Source organism: Nitrobacter sp. JJSN, assembly GCF_051912485.1.
Classification (GTDB): domain Bacteria; phylum Pseudomonadota; class Alphaproteobacteria; order Rhizobiales; family Xanthobacteraceae; genus Nitrobacter.
Genome location: NZ_CP196822.1, coordinates 592,155 through 610,483 on the forward strand (window position 1 = coordinate 592,155; position 18,329 = coordinate 610,483).

13 protein-coding genes, 5 pseudogenes and 1 riboswitch are annotated in these 18,329 nt (G+C 58.0%); of the genes and pseudogenes, 10 read left to right on the plus strand and 8 right to left on the minus strand.

Features of this window, described 5'->3' with window-relative positions; all coding sequences use genetic code 11:
• Positions 1–603, minus strand: coding sequence for a TIGR01841 family phasin (gene phaP / locus ACSZOQ_RS03120; RefSeq protein WP_439924584.1), 603 nt, complete (start codon positions 601–603; stop codon positions 1–3).
• 362 nt (positions 604–965) lie between these two features.
• On the opposite strand from phaP, the gene ACSZOQ_RS03125 reads away from it, so the two are divergent.
• Complete coding sequence (locus tag ACSZOQ_RS03125; protein ID WP_439924585.1) at positions 966–1,157, plus strand: hypothetical protein; 192 nt, start codon at positions 966–968, stop codon at positions 1,155–1,157.
• Positions 1,158–1,285: 128 nt separating this feature from the next.
• On the opposite strand, the gene ACSZOQ_RS03130 is transcribed toward ACSZOQ_RS03125, so the two are convergent.
• Positions 1,286–1,798: an integrase core domain-containing protein gene (locus ACSZOQ_RS03130; protein ID WP_439924586.1), complete on the minus strand. Its 513-nt coding sequence runs from the start codon at positions 1,796–1,798 to the stop codon at positions 1,286–1,288.
• A gap of 9 nt (positions 1,799–1,807) precedes the next feature.
• Between ACSZOQ_RS03130 and ACSZOQ_RS03135 the strand changes: the two are divergent.
• The 3 genes and pseudogenes from ACSZOQ_RS03135 to ACSZOQ_RS03145 form a co-directional block, all read left to right on the plus strand.
• A pseudogene (locus ACSZOQ_RS03135) lies at positions 1,808–1,924 on the plus strand (Mu transposase domain-containing protein); the annotation flags it as partial.
• A 254-nt stretch (positions 1,925–2,178) separates the two neighbouring features.
• Entirely contained in the window at positions 2,179–2,301 is a 123-nt protein-coding gene (locus ACSZOQ_RS03140; RefSeq protein ID WP_439922683.1) for a hypothetical protein, read from the plus strand.
• Positions 2,302–2,394: 93 nt separating this feature from the next.
• Positions 2,395–2,814 (plus strand): PRC-barrel domain-containing protein, encoded by a 420-nt coding sequence (locus ACSZOQ_RS03145; protein ID WP_439924587.1) that lies wholly within the window; start codon positions 2,395–2,397, stop codon positions 2,812–2,814.
• Between the two features lie 391 nt (positions 2,815–3,205).
• Here the strand turns inward: ACSZOQ_RS03145 and ACSZOQ_RS03150 are convergent, their stop codons facing one another.
• Entirely contained in the window at positions 3,206–4,495 is a 1,290-nt protein-coding gene (locus tag ACSZOQ_RS03150) for an MFS transporter (protein WP_439924588.1), read from the minus strand.
• Between the two features lie 144 nt (positions 4,496–4,639).
• Here ACSZOQ_RS03150 and ACSZOQ_RS03155 point away from each other — a divergent pair, with 144 nt between their 5' ends.
• Positions 4,640–4,804, plus strand: a complete 165-nt coding sequence (locus tag ACSZOQ_RS03155) for a hypothetical protein (RefSeq protein WP_439924589.1) — start codon at positions 4,640–4,642, stop codon at positions 4,802–4,804.
• Between the two features lie 333 nt (positions 4,805–5,137).
• On the opposite strand, the pseudogene ACSZOQ_RS03160 reads toward ACSZOQ_RS03155, so the two are convergent.
• A pseudogene (locus ACSZOQ_RS03160) lies at positions 5,138–5,549 on the minus strand (IS5 family transposase); the annotation flags it as partial.
• A 456-nt stretch (positions 5,550–6,005) separates the two neighbouring features.
• Here ACSZOQ_RS03160 and ACSZOQ_RS03165 point away from each other — a divergent pair.
• Positions 6,006–6,282: pseudogene (locus ACSZOQ_RS03165) on the plus strand (transposase); the annotation flags it as partial.
• Positions 6,283–6,537: 255 nt separating this feature from the next.
• Here ACSZOQ_RS03165 and ACSZOQ_RS03170 read toward each other — a convergent pair.
• Positions 6,538–7,563 (minus strand): IS110 family transposase, encoded by a 1,026-nt coding sequence (locus ACSZOQ_RS03170; protein ID WP_439922717.1) that lies wholly within the window; start codon positions 7,561–7,563, stop codon positions 6,538–6,540.
• Positions 7,564–7,650: 87 nt separating this feature from the next.
• Between ACSZOQ_RS03170 and ACSZOQ_RS03175 the strand changes: the two are divergent.
• The 3 genes and pseudogenes from ACSZOQ_RS03175 to ACSZOQ_RS03185 all read left to right on the plus strand — a co-directional run.
• Positions 7,651–8,517 (plus strand): annotated as a pseudogene (locus tag ACSZOQ_RS03175) (IS3 family transposase); the annotation flags it as partial.
• Positions 8,518–8,751: 234 nt separating this feature from the next.
• Positions 8,752–9,003, plus strand: coding sequence for a hypothetical protein (locus ACSZOQ_RS03180; protein ID WP_439924590.1), 252 nt, complete (start codon positions 8,752–8,754; stop codon positions 9,001–9,003).
• Between the two features lie 1,193 nt (positions 9,004–10,196).
• Positions 10,197–10,751 carry a thioredoxin family protein gene (locus ACSZOQ_RS03185; protein WP_439925937.1) on the plus strand — a complete coding sequence of 185 codons (555 nt, stop codon included), beginning with the start codon at positions 10,197–10,199 and terminating at the stop codon, positions 10,749–10,751.
• A 476-nt stretch (positions 10,752–11,227) separates the two neighbouring features.
• Here ACSZOQ_RS03185 and lpxD read toward each other — a convergent pair whose 3' ends face one another.
• The 3 genes and pseudogenes from lpxD to ACSZOQ_RS03200 all read right to left on the minus strand — a co-directional run bounded on the left by lpxD (position 11,228) and on the right by ACSZOQ_RS03200 (position 13,215).
• Positions 11,228–12,268, minus strand: a complete 1,041-nt coding sequence (gene lpxD / locus ACSZOQ_RS03190; RefSeq protein ID WP_439924591.1) for a UDP-3-O-(3-hydroxymyristoyl)glucosamine N-acyltransferase — start codon at positions 12,266–12,268, stop codon at positions 11,228–11,230.
• A 278-nt stretch (positions 12,269–12,546) separates the two neighbouring features.
• A pseudogene (locus ACSZOQ_RS03195) lies at positions 12,547–12,964 on the minus strand (recombinase family protein); the annotation flags it as partial.
• Positions 12,961–13,215: a DUF2924 domain-containing protein gene (locus ACSZOQ_RS03200; RefSeq protein WP_439924592.1), complete on the minus strand. Its 255-nt coding sequence runs from the start codon at positions 13,213–13,215 to the stop codon at positions 12,961–12,963. The pseudogene ACSZOQ_RS03195 and the gene ACSZOQ_RS03200, both read right to left, overlap by 4 nt.
• A 391-nt stretch (positions 13,216–13,606) precedes the next feature.
• Positions 13,607–13,668: riboswitch (Fluoride riboswitch) on the minus strand.
• Positions 13,669–14,210: 542 nt separating this feature from the next.
• Between ACSZOQ_RS03200 and ACSZOQ_RS03205 the strand changes: the two genes are divergently transcribed.
• Positions 14,211–17,855 (plus strand): nitrate reductase subunit alpha, encoded by a 3,645-nt coding sequence (locus ACSZOQ_RS03205; protein ID WP_439924593.1) that lies wholly within the window; start codon positions 14,211–14,213, stop codon positions 17,853–17,855.
• The last annotated feature ends 474 nt before the right edge of the window (positions 17,856–18,329 follow it).

Below are 18,329 nucleotides of genomic sequence, written 5' to 3' on the forward strand. Positions count from 1 at the left end.
CTAGGCGACGCGGCGGATCTGTTCCATGGTTTGTTTGATCTGCTCTCCGGTTGCATTGACCATTTTAAGCGACATGTCGGCTATCCGACGGCTGCTTTCCAGAGCGGTTTCCACCGTCTCCCGCACCATGTCACTTTGTAGCGCTGCAAAGTCCTGTGGAGTTCGGCAAGTCCACAACCTGTTCAAGTGGCTAATATTGTTCTCAATTTGATGCCGAACCATCTGGAGGTACTCTTGAGACATTCCACCCATCACTCTGGCGGCAGCGGTACCACTGTAAAGCAGCGTTTGCGCGGTGCGGGCCGACCGTTCCGTTGCCTCCGTTGCCTTTTGTGCCTCCTCTCCTGACAGGCCGAGCGTGCGACCAAATTGCTCGCTAGACCGTCCCATCACCGAGGTCGCCGCTTCCAGGCCGGAGCATGTGTTCTGTAAGGTATCGACGTTTTGCTTGAGCAGGTCTGCACCTGCCCGAGCCACTTGCTCTCCGGCTTCAGCGGCAGCTTGACCGATACGGGTGGTCTGCTCAGCAGCCTTCTCGCCGGCGCGGCGGGCTGCGTTTTCCACGCCTTGCGTAGACTTATCTTCCGGGCGCCGGTTTGCCATCTTCGTTCTCCACTGATTGTGTTGATTACTTGCCTCAGTCCCTTCGCCGTCGCGACAAACGGCACGACCCACGGCGCGGCAGCCGCGACCGGAGGTGGCAGGCGTCGCGATCAGGCAATCACAAATTCACAACGGTAGTATGTCGCAATATCACCTCCGCGCGGCAAATTACTGCTTGCAGAAACAGCATCCTTGATCTCACTTTCGCACGCCATGATCGAGGTCATCGCCAAGCCGACCGACCGTCTGCCCGCAACCGCCGCCGCCTGACCGGCCCGGTCGTCACCAAAAATTGGCGATAGCTCCAACTCGGCAGGTGTGTGACAATCATACGGCTTGCCAGATGGAAGGCAGCCTCGGTCATGACTCCTGATCAATCTAAGAAATTAAAAATTGGGCAACGCGTCGCCTGGCACGACAGCGCGACTGATCAAGGCACAGTCACAGCTAGCGATTGGTCTGGCGTGCGGATTGCCTGGGATAATGGGAAAAACCAATTCTTTCACCACAACAATATGACCGAAGTCGAAGTGGCTAGAGCTAATTTGCAATGACTCGGAATCGTCAGGCTTGCAGCACCCATGGATCAGCTGTCTGGTATCTGACTAATCCAAATGCCCAGCCTCTTTTTGCCGTTCCGCTTCAATCCATGTGTCCGTTAGAGGGTTGTGCCTGTCGCAAATCAAATCCGAAGATATAGGTGATGCAGCCCGCCCAGGACCGGACGGCAAAGAATGTGTCCGGCCCGCTCAACGTTGCGCGAGACCGGTGAATCCTTCTCCAAGGATAGATGCGTGCGCGCCTCGTTGTAATAATTCATATACGACAGCAGCACGTGACGAAGATGCCGCTCGCCGAATACAACAACATGGTCAAGGCATTCCCGCCGGATCGAACCGATCAGCCGTTCAGCATATGCGTTTTGCCATGGCGAGCGCGGCGACGCCGGTCGATCACGCATGCCCATGGATCGAACTCTTCGAATAAAGACTTCGCCATAGGCCCCGTCCCGGTCGCGGATCAGATAGCGAGGGGCCTGCTTCCAGCCGCACGCTTGCGTGATCTGATTTGCGATCCATTCTGCGGTCGGATGCGCGGTAACGCCAAACCATAAAACCTGTCGTCGACCATGCCCCATGATTAACAAGCCATAGAGCAAGCGAAATGAGATCGTCGGTACGACGAACAGATCCATCGCCGCGATGCCGTCGTGCCGCTGGAGCCCTGCGAGAAGCGGGCGGCCCGCGTCCCGTCGACGGCGCTGGTGCGCTATCGCGGCAATGACTACTCGGTGCCGACGGCCTTTGGCTTCCGGGACGTCTGGCGCTGGAGCATTCGCCGCCGGGCTTGGTCTCATAGAAGGTGCGCTTCTGGAGGAGAAGAACCTCGCAAGCGCCCATACGAAGTCTCCGTTGTCCTCGGTGTTGCGCCGCCCAAGGCGGTGCGAGTCTAGAGCATATGACGGCAGCAACCATACGGGCGGCGCCCCCCCCCCCCCCCCCATGGTCGGCGCTGGGCCGTCGCAGCCGCGCCCGAGCAAGCCGTGATGCGGGTGCTCGCCGCCCTGCACGAGGGATGGGTGTGTTCCCTATCGGAACTGCCCGTCCCGAGAAACTTGCAGGCGACCTCACCCTGCAGCCCGGCGAGACCAGTCTGGTTCGTAAGCTGTTTCAATCGGCCTGGGTGATGCTGGCTTAACGAATGCCAACGACAGGCCGACCGATTAAGGAACGAACGGTTAGTCGGCGGATTAGTCCACTCCTCACATGCTTGTGCAAAGGAGCGTGTCCCATGGGTAACGATCCCGAAACTGGCCATCTGACCGCCAGCGATAAAGAGTCGGGGAAAGCTGTCTACGGTGCTGAGAACAAGAAGATTGGTAAAATTGAAAGTGTCATGATCGACAAGACCAGCGGGGAAATCGCTTACGCTATGCTCAGTTTCGGTGGATTTCTCGGTATCGGCAAAGACCATTTCCCGGTGCCTTGGAAGCTGTTGCGATTTGATTCCGAGCTTGGCGGTTACCGTTCCGACATCAGCGAGAACCGGCTGCACGGCGCTCCGAAACACGGTACCGAGACCATCTTCGATTGGAACGCCAGATACGCCGAACTGGACGACTACTACAACGAGGAAGTCCTTTCTGCTGACAAACACTGGTTTGGTAAGGTTGGTGGTAAGATTGGTGGGTACTTTACGCATAAACCGTAGTCGGAAGGGATTGGGCACCGATCGGAGCCTGCAACAAGGGATTGGGCTGCGGCAAGAGCGATGGGCCGGGAGCCTACGGTGCGGGCCGTACCCAGCGGGCGATTGTTGAAAGCCGCCCCGCCTGGCGGACCGGACCGGACCGGCCCGGCCCGTTGGCGTCGCTCGACGGCAACATCGGCGAGCAGCGTAAGGCGCTGACTTCGTTTTCCTTCGGCTGTCCCTGTCGGAAACCTAATCCGGCTGGCAACTGAGGCCGAATCGCGCAATGCTTCGGCCTTATGAGAGAAGCTTGCAGCTTGGTCTGGTTGGCGCTGGTCGGACGCCGTCGCCGTGAGATCAGTTCCCGAAATCACGCGACACAGGGCCAAGGCGCTCACCCTGTCTATCTCGCTTAGCTCGGCGGTAGCGATGTTTGAATAGATCGAGATCCATCGGTACCGTCACCCGAAGGAATGGCTTCAGTGTCCGGTTTTGCATGCTTGAAGCCGACGCGCGAAAGCGTGATGTAGAACGCGCCGACGTTCATCAGCGTCCAGATGGCAAAGCCGAGGGTATAGCCGCCCAGAAGATCCTTACTGGCGGCGAGGATGATCGTCATGGTGAAGCCGCAGGCCGCGCCGGCGGCCTTGGCCAGCCCGCTGACCGCCCCGACGTGCCGGAGGAAGTAGAGTGAGATCAGCTTGACGACGGCTGCCGCAGCAGCACCGGCCAGCAGCGCAAGCCCATACATGGCGAGCAGCTCGACGTGCAGTGAAATCTGCATGGTCATGACCAGGGCCAGGACGACCATAATGCCGAACATCCAGCTCAGGATTGTCAGAACATCAAAATGGTCGGCCAGCCAGCCGCCCAGCGGTCGGGTGATGGCGACGCAGACCACCAGCAGCGGGGTGTACACCATGGACGCGCGGGCGGCATCCACATGCCACCGATCGAGCAGATAGGTCGGCATCGCAGACGCGAAGAAGGTGAGGGTGCCAAAGGAGACCCAGTAAAGGTATGGCACGAGCCATACCACCACGCCCGAACGGTACACGGAGACGATTTCACGCAGCGAAGCGCCTTTGTGCTGCCTGTGCGGCGGATCGGACGTAAAAAACCAGTAGACCAGCGCCATCAACAGTGTGGAGACGGCGAAGATCGGGAATATCAGCCGCCAACCGTCCGGGCCCTCCAGGACGCGGGTAACCAGGAAAGTGACGGTCATCATGCCAACGGTGATTCCGATATTGCCCATAGCAAAGATGCCAAGAGCTGTCCCCTGCTTCGATTTGGGGTACCAGGACGCTACATGAGCGTTGCCGACCACGAAGCTCGCACCTCCGAGTCCGAGCAGCGACCCCAGAAGTAGAAAGGCGTAGTAGCCTTGGGCGAAGTATCCGGAAAAAAGGGGAACAGTGAGGGTCAGAAGCAAAAGCGTGAAAACTGTCCGACCACCGAACTTGTCCGTCAAGATGCCGAGTGGGATGCTGACGGCGGCCGCGAAAAAGGGCTCCATCGCGGCCAGTACGAGCACCTGGGTGGCGCTGAAATTGTACCACTTGATCAGAAAGGGGGCGAGCGCGGAAAACATCCCCCAAACCGCAAAACCGAGCGAAAATGCCAGAAACGAAATCCATAAAACCCTAGGGTTGCCTGGCGGATCGGCGATCCCATCAACCTCGACAGCTGGATCTTCCAAGGCTTCCTCCCACAAAAGAAATATTTATCTCCTACGTATTTCTATTGCTGGCCACCGCATCTGCGCCGACGATAATGCCCCGCTTCCGGCGATGCGGCCATACTCCTTGGCATCGAACGTTCGACAGAAGATCGGCAGGTCGCGGTGACCCCGCGCGGCGTGACCGTCAACACGGTTTCAGCCTCCGCCTTCGACCGCAGGAATCAGCTCGTGCTCCTCGATATCGAGATGCTGCTCGACGCTGCGGCGGAACTCGGCAAAGGAAGTCGTCGCGGCAATCCCACCGCCGCGCGCCAACGTCGGCCCTGATAGGTCCAGGACCCGTCCGAGTTGTCGCCAGCAACATCTTTCCATCAATGAGTTATTGTTGCTTTTACGATGCTACTTTGGCTGAAATTGAAATCAAGATATGACACGAAGCTTCTATTGCTAGCGTCGGAATCGCCATTCACCGCGGACCGCTTGCCCGCTTTGGAGTTTAGTCGTTCCTGATCCGCGAAGTGCAGCGCCAACTACCGGAATAAGAGATGTGGTTGCGGCGGAGCAGATAGAAAGCCGCGATCCGAGCTCGCCGCGAACGACGCTGATGGTGGGCATTCCAGGGCTTGCCGCTCTTTGCTATTCTCGGCCCGTACCAGGTAGTCAGAAGATGACTGCAGCTGCGATACAGATTGCGGACATGAAGGTATGACCGCATCGGTCGTAGCGTGTATGGATGCGCCGCCAGTCCTTGATCCTGCCGAACATGTTTTCGATCTTGTGCCGTTGGCGATAGAGTTCGCGGTCATGTTCGATCGGCTTGTTTCGGTTTGATTTTGATGGAATGCATGCCGTGGCCACGCGCGGCAAGAGCTTGGCGGAACCAGTCGGCGTGGTAGCCCGTGTCGCCGAGCAACTGCCGGGCGAGCGGCAACGCATCAAGCATCAACGCAGCGCCCTTGTAATCGCTCATCTGGCCTTCGCTGAGCAGCAGGATGATGGGACCTCTCTGACCATCGCTTACGGCGTGCAGCTTCGAGTTCAGGCCGCCTTTTGTGCGCCCGATACGTCTGGGAACATGCTCTTTTTAAAAAGGCTCGTACTCATGCTCATGCGTCCGCGGGGCTGCCTACCATTCCAACTTCTCCATCTTGCGCACGACGACATGGGTGTCGCGCGTAAAGATACCTGTCCCTGCCGCAAACCCCATCCGGCTGGCGGTTGATCGAGAATCGGACGCTGCTGCTGCTCGATGTTGGATTTGTGCAGACTGATCTTTGGAATGGTGATCGACCTGGTGCGGTCACGAGTTGCGCTGGAGAAGTTCTGGTCTTGAGTCGTCTAACCGCTCAGGAAACAAAGTGCTCTGGCTGCGGTCATCGCCAACGACAAAGCGCGCCATCGAATCCCCCTATCAAATCGCAGAGGCATCATATCAGCCAAAGCGTTTTCACACAGGCCTGGACCCATGATCTGCCCCCTTTGAAGTGGTCCTCCCTGAAGTATGTTTTTCGGATGGAGGATAAGATCGATGGCAAGGAAGAGGCATACGGCTGATCGTTGCGAAGCTGCGGCAGGTTGATGTGCTGATGGCCCAGGGTCGTCAGGTGGCAGACGCAGTCCGAGCGATAGGCGTGACGGAAGTAACGTATTATCGATGGCGGAATGAGTATGGCGGCCTGAAGGGCGACCAGGTGAAACGCCTCAAGGAGCTTGAGAAAGAGAACGACCGGCTCCGTCGAGCGGTGTCGGATCTGACGCTGGACAAGCTGATCTTGGCGGAGGCCGCAAAGGGAAACTTCTTCTCTATTCGGGGCGCATGATGCAAGCTCCTTTTTGCACGTCCACGATGTCAGAGATCATCCTGCGAGGCTCTTGCTTCTCTCCGAGGTCAGCATTTTGCAGCCTCATGATGGGATCAGAGGGAACGGGCGGAGCCATCTAAGCCGCGCGGTCGTAAGTGCGCCGCACGAGTTTCCTCGGTCTCACCCAATCCCGTCGTCCTCGCGGGACGCCTCCTCCAGCATGGAGGAAGTTGAATCGGTTGTCGTTTTCCTCTGTGATTAGGTTGTAGCTGCGCTCCAGCGGAAGTCGGTATCATCCCTCCACATCCGGTGAAGTATGACCGCGAGCTTGCGTGCAACTGCGACCATCGCCTTTTGCATTCCGCGCCGGCGCGCCACTGCAATGCCCCAGGCCTTGAGCGGGTTCCAGCGACCTGGGCCAGTTAATACGACGAGAGCTGCTTCATAAAGGCTGGATCGAAGCATCACATCCCCAGATCGGGAGATGCGACCCGTCCTGGAGATCTCGCCGGACTGATAAATGCGCGGCGTAAGTCCGTAGTGAGCACCCACGCACTTGGATCTTGAGAATCGCGCGGGATTGTCGACGCACGTTCGGAACGTGAGAGCGACGATCGGTCCGACCCCTGGCGCGGACATCAGGCGGCGACAGACCGGATCGACCTGCACCAGATCAAGCAGCATGCGGTGAAGTTTAGCAAACTGAGCTCGTAGAGCTGCTCGTGCCTCTAACAACGAAGCGGCGATGGCAGCAACGAACGAATGATCTGCAACGAGCTCACGGATACGGTCCTCAAATTTGATTTTGCCAACCACACCCACCTTGAGTCCGAAATTACGCAGCGAGCCCCGCAGGTCATTCTCGATGTCATAAATCTTCCGCTGCAGTAATTTGCGAGAGGTCAGCAGAAGTCTTCGATGTTGGCTGGCGGGAGTTTTGACGTGGACTGCCTTGAACAGCCCGACCCGCATCATCTGGGCGATCCCGCGGGCGTCGTTCCGGTCGGTTTTGTTGATGCGTGCCGAGAGCGCTGCATGCATATGCCGGGTCTCGACACAGATCGCCGCAAGGCCAACGTCGACGAGACCGGCATAGATCCACTGGGATAATGGTCCTGCTTCCAATCCGATCCGCTCGAAAGGCTGACCGAACTCGTGCAAGCGACCGGCTATTGCCTCTGGTGCACTATCAACCATCGTCTCGAGAAGGACTCGCCCGTTCGCGTCCAGGACGCAAATAGCGGTCGTCTTCACGGAGATATCGAGGCCAGCAAACAGTGACATGACGGGCTCCTTCGATGTTGAATATCTGGAGCTTCAATCTCGCCTCGCAACGGACGCCTTGGCGAGGGAAACCCCCGAATACCCCATCTAAGCCCCTCCCGACGCCGTGCGTGCGTCGATCATGTAAGAGCCGAGCTTGGCATCTCCGAGAGACGGGCGTGCCGGGCATTAGGTCAACACCGATCGACGCAGCGCAAGATCCCCACGACACCCGATGACGAGGCGGCTTTGACTGCCGACATCATCGAGCTTGCCCGCCAATATGGCCGCTACGGATATCGCCGGATTACGGCGTTGCTTCGCCGAGCCGGCTGGAGGGTGAACAAGAAGCGTGTTGAGCGGATCTGGCGCTGTGAGGGGCTGAAGGTCCCTGCAAAACAGCCTAAACGCGGGCGTCTGTGGCTCAACGACGGCTCGTGCATCCGTCTGCGGCCGGAGCGGCCCAACCATGTCTGGTCCTATGACTTCGTTGCTGACCGCACCCACGATGGCAAGGCGTTCCGGATGTTGTGCATCATCGACGAGTTCAGCCGTGAGAGCTTGGCCATCCGTGTCGCACGGAAGCTCAAGGCGACCGATGTCATCGAAGCACTCTGCGAGCTGTTCGTCTCGCGGGGCATCCCTGCGCACATACGTTCAGACAACGGCCCTGAGTTCGTCGCCGAGGCGCTCCGGGATTGGATCGCCACCGTCGGAGCCAAGACCGCTTACATCGAACCTGGCAGTCCATGGGAGAATGGCTATTGCGAAAGCTTCAACAGCAAGCTGCGCGATGAACTGCTCAACGGAGAGATCTTCTACACGTTGAAGGAAGCCCAGATCGTGATCGAAAACTGGCGACGTCACTACAACACGGTGCGTCCACACTCATCGCTGGGATATCAACCACCGGCACCCGAGGCCCTCGTCTGGCCAGCATCAAAGGAGATAGTCAAAATGCAACTCCTAAACTAACATTCCAATCGGACCACTCCGTGGGGGCCGGTCAACTATCCGAACCTGATTGCCGAGGGAACCACTGTCCCGACTATTGCGAACCGGGCGCTGCTTGTAGCCTATAGTTGGCCGGAGGACTCCCCGCGCTATAAGAAGATCGCCAAATTCGTCGATACGTTTTTCGGCAAAATCGATCAATTCAACAGCACGTCGAGGCATCCTAAGTGGCGCGAAGTCAATCTTTCGGCCGAAATGCCCGGCTGGATACGATTTAAGCCTGCCGCCGACTGGCTCGCTTCCCACCGCAATCTGACCATGTCTACCAATCCAGACAATTCGTTCAGCCAATCTGCTCCTGAGCTGAAGCTGGCGTTTGAACAATTCATACAGAACTATGCTTCCTCGTCCGGCCGGAAGACGCTATCCACCAAAGAACGGGAATTGCTTTTCGCAAAATTTATGAAAATTCTCGCCGAGTCGAGGGCGGAACAATCGGCACGTTAGACTTGCGAGAATGTCAGGGAGCAAATCCCTCGTTACCTGATCCGGGACCGCGATGGTGCATAGGACGAAATATTCGTGCGTCGGGTTTGGTCCATCGGCATTCGAGATCGCCCGACGTCTCCTCGCTCACCGCGGCAAATGCATACGCCGAACGGCTGATCGGTTCGATCCGCAGGGAATGCATTGATCATGTCGTGGTATTCGGCGAACGCCATCTGCGCTAAGTGCTACTGTCGTACATGGGCTATTACGGCGGCGCGCGCACCTATTTGTCATTAAACAAGGACGCGCCGATTTCACTCGCCGCCGAGACAGCCGGACGCATTCTCTGTCTTCCGATTCTGGGCGGACTGCACCATCAATACGCTCGGATTTGATATGCGGTAAACACGGCGGACAGAGATCATCGCTATGCGTGTCAAACTTCGGCTAAAGGCCGCCCCCTGGAATGTAGCTTCACTGCGGTCTGCTTCTTTGATTGTCATCAGGACGGTCAGCCTATAGCTGAGGGGTATGGCGAGCGGTTGAGGCACCTCGATCCGCGTGATCGGAAAATCTGACGGCTTTTCAGTTCCGACGCTGATTTTGTATGCGAACTGCCGTAACCGACGAAGACGTCAGCCTCGTTCGGCGTGAAGTAGTAATGTATCGCGGTTTCTCCCGCGGGCAACTTAGGGCTGGTGGGTCCTCCAACCAGCTGATGCGCGTTTCTAATGAGCGCATCCTTCGCGCCATCGCGAACCATCTCTGCTATATCGAAGAATTGCCAGGCGTAATCACCGCCCGGATCGGCACCAGGCGTCGACGTGCCGATCTTTATTGACGGCTCGAGTAATCTGCCGGTGAATTGAAATAAAATGGAAGAGCCCCGTCTTTGACGCGGTGCAGAAATGCGCGGAAACGGCCGGCCCCTTCGGCGTCGATGATGACCCGCTGGCCAGACCGCGAAACGGTCGCCGATCCGTCCCAAGGGGTGCCTAGCTCATATAACCAACACCATGTGGTAGGCTGGAGACGGCTTCGAGAAAGGCGAAGCAGACGGCACGCACGATGCCTTGGCCGTGCTGGATACGGTGATTGCCGGTCGCGACGGTTGGAAGATTTGCTCCTCGAGATCCGGGTTCACCGTTTGCAGCCGAAACTTTGAAAACCCGATTACATATATTTCTATTTCCGTCACAAGGAGATGCAAGATGGCGATGACAGCCACCCAGATCACTTTCGATACGCCGGCGCCGGGTTTTCGGCTTCCGGCGACCGACGGCAAGACTTATGGATTGGACGACCTTGCGGGTGGAAAGGGCACCGTCGTCGTCTTCATCTGCAACCATTGCCCCTACGTCAAAGCGGTGATCAACCGCATGGTTGCGGACGCGCGGGTGCTCATGTCGGAGGGCATTGGTTTTGTGGCGATTTGCTCGAACGATGCGGCGAGCCATCCCGAAGATTCATTTGAAAATATGAAGCATTTCGCCAAGGCTCATGGTTTCCCATTTCCTTATCTGCACGACGAGACCCAAGCAGTGGCGCGAGCGTATGAGGCGGTGTGTACGCCGGACTTCTTCGGTTACAGCGCCGACCGCAAGCTCAAGTACCGCGGTCGGCTCGACGAAGGCCGCAAAACTCCGCCTCGCGCGGAGGCGCCCCGAGAGCTTGTCGAGGCTATGCGCGCGATTGCGAGCACCGGTCAGGCACCCGCTGACCAACAGCCGTCCATTGGCTGCTCGATCAAATGGAAGGATGCCTAAAACCGGTCCTTCATCATAAGCCGCACCAGCTACGCGCTCGAAGTCAGGCGCCACGCCATCTCGGTCGAAGCCGAGCGGACCGAACATGCTTTCGATTCTGTGCCGTTGGCGATAGAGAACGCGGTCATGTTTGACCGGCTTCATGCGGTTTAATCTCGACGGGATGCACGGTGTGATGCCGCGTTCGGCGAGAGCCTGACAGAGCCAGTCGGCTCTTCGAATTCACGCCGCCCTTCGTACGCCCGATACGACGGGGAATACAGGCGGCTCAGCGCACGAAGCGGTTATGGGTCTTGTGCGGGTCATATTCACGCGGCGCATCGCGCCAGCGCAGCCGTTTCAGATGACGAAGATGATGCCGCTGATCACCCGCCGGCCATCAACCCAGCAATCCCATGCGACAACGGAAAATTGGGTTCAATCCGGCGCATCTGCGCCTCCGACAGCAACAACAGATACCCATCGATCCGCAACTACTATTTCGGTGCGTTGTCGCTTCGATGGGATTTTGCGATTCGCCCTAAGGCTGTGGTCTGTCTGTGAAACTGCCGGATTGGTACAGCGGGTGCGCCACCGACTGTGATAAGAGGCGGCACGTCGCGCATCACTCCGCTACACGCCGCGATGCGCGCCCCGGATCCAATCACGATATGATCCGCTATCGCTGCTTGTCCACCAATCATCACGCCGTCGCCAAGGTTAGCGCTGCCAGCAATTCCGACCTGAGCCGCTATCACGCAGGAGAGACCGATTCTTGCGTTATGACCAATCTGCACCAAGTTATCGATCACGGTGCCCGAACCAATGACGGTGTCGCCAAGCCCGCCTCGGTCTATTGTCGTGTTGGCGCCGATTTCGACATTGTCTCCGATCACGACGCGACCAAGTTGCGGTATGCGGATTGGTCCGCGCGGTCCTGGAGCAAATCCGAAACCGGCTGTGCCAATCCTTGCGCCAGCAAAGATTTCCACCCCATTGCCTATCAGCGCGTGGCTAACCGAAGCGCCATCACCCACAATACAACCATCGCCGAGTACGACGCCTTGCCCGATCACAGTATTGCAGCCGATCTGGCAGCGGGACCCCAATACAACACCTGTACCTAAGACGGCGCTCGGCTCGATTTGGCAGTCGGCGCCGACTATCGCGTTACCGCGAACCGCGACTCGCATCCCGACTACGCTGCTTCGCACTGCCTCAGGATAGAACAACCGCGCTACAGAAGCGTAGTGTAGGCGCGCGGTCTCGGAAAATATCAAACCCACACCTAGCCGGGGAAATTTTTCGCTCAGGTGTTGAGTGGTAAGCACCGCGCCGGCCGCTGTAGCCATGTAAGCCGAATAGTATCGAGGATCTATAAACGAGCTGAGATGTGTGATTTCGGCATCTTCGAGCGTCGCCACATCCGTGATGATTAGATTGCCCTTCGCCGCATCTTCCAGATTCGCTCCGATACGCTCTGCAATCTCATCGAGGGAGAAAGGTCCGGCGCGTTGGAAGAAACGGGCATCAGGCATGTTGCACGGTCCTTGTACGGACCCAGCCTTGATAAGTTGACACAATGTTATTGACGAGATCAAGGTTTAAAGCCGCTGGCGCGCGCGAACGTCGTCTTAAGGGCTTGATGGTCTTCGAGAACATTCATGATTTGGCGAGGGTTCAATCGCCTTGATGGTCACAGCCAGTTGTTTGGCACGAACCTCGACTTTTGCGATGTGGGCTGCAACGCCGTTTTGCTCTGAGAGCGACTGTGATCGGTCGTCAGACTCCATCAGCCGATCGCGCACGGCTTGGGTAGAACATTCAGGGTCAAACGACCCATCGATGTCGTGGTGTTGAACGGCTGGGTCACCGATACGAAGGACACACCATGAGCATCGAACAGTTCAACCAGCTGGGCAAAGTCGGCCAGGGACCGTGTCAGGCGGTCGATCTTATAGACGACAATGACATTGATCTTGCGGGCCTTGACGTCATCGAGCAACTTTTGAAGGGCAGGGCGGTCGGTCGATCCGCCCGAGAACCCTCCATCGTCATAACGTATCTTGGTCAACGGCCAGCCCGCATGCGCCTGGCTGCGAATATAGGCCTCAGAAGCATCGTACTGGGCATCAAGTGAGTTGAATTCCAGATCGAGCCCGGCCGGTCGAGACGCGGGTATAGATCGAACACCGGACGAATTTGCCAGACACCGATTTACCAGTCGATGTCATTGCTGGCCCGCGGACTGCGTTGCGGCCCGCAGGCCAAAGAACCGCGGCCCATTCCATGTGGTTCTGATGGCAAGGGCGACCCTGGACAGACTGTCATATGTTTTTCCCTCAAAGGCAAAGCCATCGGCGAGCACCATCACCCGATGATCTCGTCCATCCCATTCGCGGGTCAAGATCGCGCCCGGCTGGAGCTCTGGTTGCGCCGGTCTTGTCGGTAAGTCTAGTGACCGCAGCCGATCCGCCTGATCCAACGGCAGCCTTCAATATCTCACCATCCTCGTATCGTAATACGGCGACTGCTCGCGGCAGCGTCTTCCACCGTCTTCATGCCGAGACCGTATTGCGTGACGATCTTGGAAACGGAGTTCTCAAGCTCGTCAGCTGATTTTCGCCGTCAGCAACAATCGATCCGTCAAGATTCGAGGCAATCGACCCTTTCGCAGCGGGCACGGTGAAACCCGCCTTGATGGCAGACGAGACAAATGACGAAGATCGGCGGCGATTCCTACGCGGGTGGCTGACCCAACGACAAATGGTTTGTTTGGGAAATCTTTACGAAATGGAGCCACGCGACCTCTGGCTCACCATACGCGGCTGTTAACTGAGTCATCTGGTTATCACACCGGACGCCTGCCGCGCTTTTAGTCAACAGGAGTCATCAGCCCCGTTGGCGGTTAAAGGGAGGCTCCATTCTCTATTCCAATTCTTGCGCATTGCGCGGAGCCAGCGTCAATATTGAGCGCTTATTCTAGAAGAATACGACGGCCGAATTGCGCAGACGACGGAGTGTTTTTGCTGTGCGCAATCGACATCGGCATCACCGGTTCGCGTTTGGTCAACGTTGCGCATTTGGTCGACCATCGCGATTAGCGCAGAGGTGATCGTCACATCGCGCATGGATTGCGCCGTTGCAGAAATCAACAACCCTAGTCTATGGTAGCAAATCATCTGGGATGAAGTCGCCCCAAACCGCCCGCAAGGCTGATGACTCTTACTGCGGTCTTGATCGTGGTGGGAGCGTTTACCCCGAACCCAAGTTGATGAATTTGTTTGTCTGCAAATGAGCGGGCGGACTCTCGCGGCGTAACTCTGCCACGACAAACGACGGGAGGAATAGCACCTCCCGGCGAAGGGTAGTCCGTTGGAGAAGGAAAGGCGCGTTTAAGAAGCAGGTCAAAGAATTCTGAGTGACAAATGTGAGTGACAACCGACCTCGCGGCCGGACGAACACACCGAGGAGACGCTGATGAGCTGGATACTCGACCTTGTTAATCCCCGAGAGCGCAAGTGGGAAGAGTTCTACCGCAATCGCTGGTCCCACGATAACGTCTTCCGCAGCACGCACGGCGTGAACTGCACCGGTGGCTGCTCCTGGGCGATCTACGTCAAGGACGGAATCATCACTTGGGAGATGCAGCAGACCGACTATCCGCTTCTTGAGCGCAGTCTGCCTCCTTACGAGCCGCGTGGCTGTCAGCGTGGCATCTCCGCGTCCTGGTATGTCTACAGCCCGATCCGGATAAAGTATCCATACATCCGCGGACCGCTTTACGACATGTGGAAGGAAGCGAAGGCTTCGCATCCGGATCCGGTGCAGGCTTGGGCTTCTATAGTTGGCGATGAGCAAAAGCGCCTGCGCATGCAGAAGGCGCGCGGCAAGGGTGGTTATCGCCGCGCCAAGTGGGAAGAGCTGAGCGAACTGATTGCTGCGGCTTGCTTGTACACCGCGCGCAAGCACGGGCCGGACCGGGTGATGGGCTTCTCGCCGATCCCGGCGATGTCGATGCTGTCGTTTGCGGCCGGTACCCGCTTTTTGTCGCTCTTCGGCGGCGGGTGCATGAGCTTCTACGACTGGTACGCCGATCTGCCGACGTCGTTCCCGGAAATCTGGGGCGATCAGACCGACGTGTGCGAAAGCGCCGACTGGTACAATTCCAAGTTCATTGTTTCGATGGCGTCGAACATGAACATGACGCGTACTCCGGACGTGCATTTCATCGCGGAGGCTCGTACCGAAGGAACCAAGTTCGTGGTTCTTGCGCCGGACTTCAGCCAGGTTGCCAAGTACTGCGACGAATGGATTCCGATTCAGGCGGGGCAGGACACGGCGTTGTGGATGGCGGTCAATCACGTTATCCTCAAGGAGTACTACATTGATCGTCAGGTTCCGTACTTCGTCGATTACATCAAGCGTTACACCGATCTTCCGTTCCTGGTGGAACTGGAGCCCAACGGAAACACGTACAAGACGGGACGCTTGCTGCGTTCGAAGCGTGTCGCGCGCTACCGGGACGTCGAAAACGGCGACTGGAAGATGCTCGTTATCGACGAAAAGAGCGGCGAGCCGCGTGCGTTCAAGGGGCAGGTCGGTGATCGCTGGGGGTCCACGCACGGCAAGTGGAACCTGTCTGCCGAAGATACCCTGGACAGCAGCCCGATCGATCCGGTGCTCAGCTTCATCGATCATTCCGATGGGGTGGTGCAGGTCGGCTTCGACGACTTTTCGAACGGCCGCGTCATCTCGCGCGGCGTGCCGGTGAAGCGCATCGCGACCGACAAGGGTGATGTGCTCGTTGCTACCGGCTTCGACATCATGATGTCGCAGTTCGGTCACAGCCGCGGCCTGGAAGGTTCGTTCGCCACCAGCTATGACGACGAGGATGCGCCGTATACACCGGCATGGCAGGAGCGGCACACCGGTATCGGTCGCGAAACGGTGATCAGATTTGCGCGTGAGTTTGCGACCAACGCAGAGCTCACGAACGGCAAATCCATGGTGATCGTGGGCGCCAGTGCCAACCACTTCTACTATAATAACCTCTGTTACCGATCGGCTACGGTCGCTTTGATCCTGTGCGGTTGCTGCGGCGTCAACGGCGGCGGTATCAACCACTACGTCGGCCAGGAAAAGCTCGCGCCGGTTGCACCATGGGCCACGGTGGCTCTAGCTCTGGACTGGTCCAAGCCGCCGCGGCTTGTGCAGTCGTCGACTTGGCACTATGCCCATAGCTGTCAGTGGCGCTACGAGCAGGAGTTCACGGAGTACGGCCTGACGGCGCCGAATCCGCGCTGGGCCAAGGGGCATGCGATCGACCTTCAGGCGAAGTCGATACGTTGTGGCTGGATGCCGTTCACCCCGCACTTCAACCGCAATCCGATTGAAGTTGTGGCAGAGGCAGAGCGTGCTGGCGCGAAGACAACGGAAGATATTGCGACTTACGTCGTCGACAACGTGGCCAGCAAGAAGTTGAATTTGGCGATCGATGATCCCGATGCCGAGGAGAATTGGCCGCGGTTGTGGTTCATCTGGCGCGGTAACGCGATCCAGTCCAGCGCCAAGGGACACGAGTTCTTCCTGCGTCACTACCTCGGGGCGCACGACAACGTGATCGCCGAGGATCGTGCGAAGGGCAAGTCGAAGAGCGTTAAGTATCACGAGACCGCTCCGCGCGGAAAGTATGATCTCGTTATTGACATCAACTTCCGCATGAACACGACGGCGCTGTACTCCGACATCGTGCTACCGACGGCGTTCTGGTACGAGAAGAACGATCTCAATACGACGGACTTGCACTCGTTCCTGCACGTGCTGGGACAGGCGGTTCCGCCGGTGTGGGAGTCCAAGACGGACTGGGAGATTTTCAAGCTGATCGCCAAGAAGGTCAGCGAGCTGTCTCCGCTGGCGTTTGCGAAGCCGTTCCGTGACGTGGTTCTTCAGCCGCTGATGCACGATACCCCCGACGAGATGTCGCAGCCGGAAATTCTGGACTGGGCCGAGGGCGAGTGCAAGCCGGTGCCCGGTAAGTCCTTTCCACACGTGCGCGTGATCGAGCGCGATTATGCGAACTTGTACAACAAGTTCATCTCGTTCGGACCGAAAGCGCGAGAGGACGGTGTTTCTGCTGTCGGCGTGCAGATTCCGATCAAGAAGCAGTACGACCAGATGCTCGACAACCCGATCATGCCGATGCCCGATCCGCGCCACATGCGGTGTGTGGAGTGGGGCGGCAAGCGTTACCCGAGTCTCGAGGACGTGCTGGACGCCTGCAACACCGTGCTGATGTGCGCGCCGGAGGCGAACGGGGAGGCGAGCTATCAAGGCTTCCTTAACGAGGAGCATCACGTCGGTCTCCCGCTGGTCGACTTGGCTGAGCCTACCCGGAGTGTCTCTACGACGTTCTTTGATCTGACGCGTCAGCCGAGACGGATTCTCACGAGCCCCTGCTGGACGGGTCTGGTTAACGATGGTCGTGCATACTCGGCCTGGTGCATGAACGTGGAACGCCTGGTGCCGTGGCGGACACTGACCGGCCGGCAATCATTGTACCTTGATCATCAGTGGTATCTCGACTTCGGCGAGCATATCCCGACCTACAAGCCGCGGCTTAACCCGCGCAAGACCGGCGATATCGTGAAGAGCCGGGTGGATGAACGCTCGCTGGTGCTGAACTACATCACGCCGCATGGTAAGTGGAACATTCACTCCACCTACAAAGATAACCACCGTATGTTGATGCTGTCTCGCGGCATGGATCCGGTCTGGATCAATGACAGGGATGCTGAGAAGATTGGTGTCGAGGATAACGACTGGGTCGAGGTCTACAACGACAACGGTGTGGTCGTGACCCGCGCGAACGTGAGCCGGCGTATTCAGCCTGGCACCTGCATGTACTACCACGCGGTCGAGCGTACGGTGTACATTCCGAAGTCGCAGGAGCGTAAGTGGCGCGGCGGCGGGCACAACAGTCTGACGCGTATTCGTATCAACCCGCTGTTCCTGGCCGGTGGTTATGCCCAGTTCACATACGGTTGGAACTACTGGGGGCCGACCGGCATCTTTACGCGCGACACCCACATCGTCTTGCGCAAGATGGAGAAGCTGGAATGGTAGGCGATACCGCGACGCATTAACAAGAGTACGAACTCGCGCCCGCCGCAATTCGGCGGGCGCGAGTCAGCGCCGCACCAACGGCGCGATGATTATGTTCGAACGAGCGCGATCGAAAGCGAAGAACGACGCTGATCTCATTCCCTATTGGATCTACGAAGGCCCTACCGACATAAAAGGTCCAAATGTTGCCCGATTTTGGTCGGCTCATTGTCGTCCGCAGTGTGGTGAACGCGTAAGGAAACCTAGGCGTCGATGCCGTCGGCCTCGCCGGAGCGCCGCCAGCGTCGCGCTCAGGTGCCGGGGTAGATCGCTGCGACCGTCCCTGAAAGACCCGCGCTTAGCCACGCGTCCTGCTTTCCGGCGTTCTTCGTCTCGGCCAGCACACCAAGCGCGCCGGCGAGTGCTGAGGCTGGGCGATCGGTTGGCTGCTCGCAAGACCCGCGGTGGGCAAGCGTGATCGCGGGTACGACAAAT

Excerpts from the sequence above, each read along its gene's own strand:
- phaP (WP_439924584.1), bottom strand. The coding sequence starts at position 603 with ATGGCAAACCGGCGCCCGGAAGATAAGTCTACGCAAGGCGTGGAAAAC.
- ACSZOQ_RS03125 (WP_439924585.1), top strand. The coding sequence starts at position 966 with ATGACTCCTGATCAATCTAAGAAATTAAAAATTGGGCAACGCGTCGCC.
- ACSZOQ_RS03130 (WP_439924586.1), bottom strand. The coding sequence starts at position 1,798 with ATGGATCTGTTCGTCGTACCGACGATCTCATTTCGCTTGCTCTATGGC.
- ACSZOQ_RS03140 (WP_439922683.1), top strand. The coding sequence starts at position 2,179 with ATGGGTGTGTTCCCTATCGGAACTGCCCGTCCCGAGAAACTTGCAGGC.
- ACSZOQ_RS03145 (WP_439924587.1), top strand. The coding sequence starts at position 2,395 with ATGGGTAACGATCCCGAAACTGGCCATCTGACCGCCAGCGATAAAGAG.
- ACSZOQ_RS03170 (WP_439922717.1), bottom strand. The coding sequence starts at position 7,563 with ATGTCACTGTTTGCTGGCCTCGATATCTCCGTGAAGACGACCGCTATT.
- ACSZOQ_RS03180 (WP_439924590.1), top strand. The coding sequence starts at position 8,752 with ATGCCCGGCTGGATACGATTTAAGCCTGCCGCCGACTGGCTCGCTTCC.
- ACSZOQ_RS03185 (WP_439925937.1), top strand. The coding sequence starts at position 10,197 with ATGGCGATGACAGCCACCCAGATCACTTTCGATACGCCGGCGCCGGGT.
- lpxD (WP_439924591.1), bottom strand. The coding sequence starts at position 12,268 with ATGCCTGATGCCCGTTTCTTCCAACGCGCCGGACCTTTCTCCCTCGAT.
- ACSZOQ_RS03205 (WP_439924593.1), top strand. The coding sequence starts at position 14,211 with ATGAGCTGGATACTCGACCTTGTTAATCCCCGAGAGCGCAAGTGGGAA.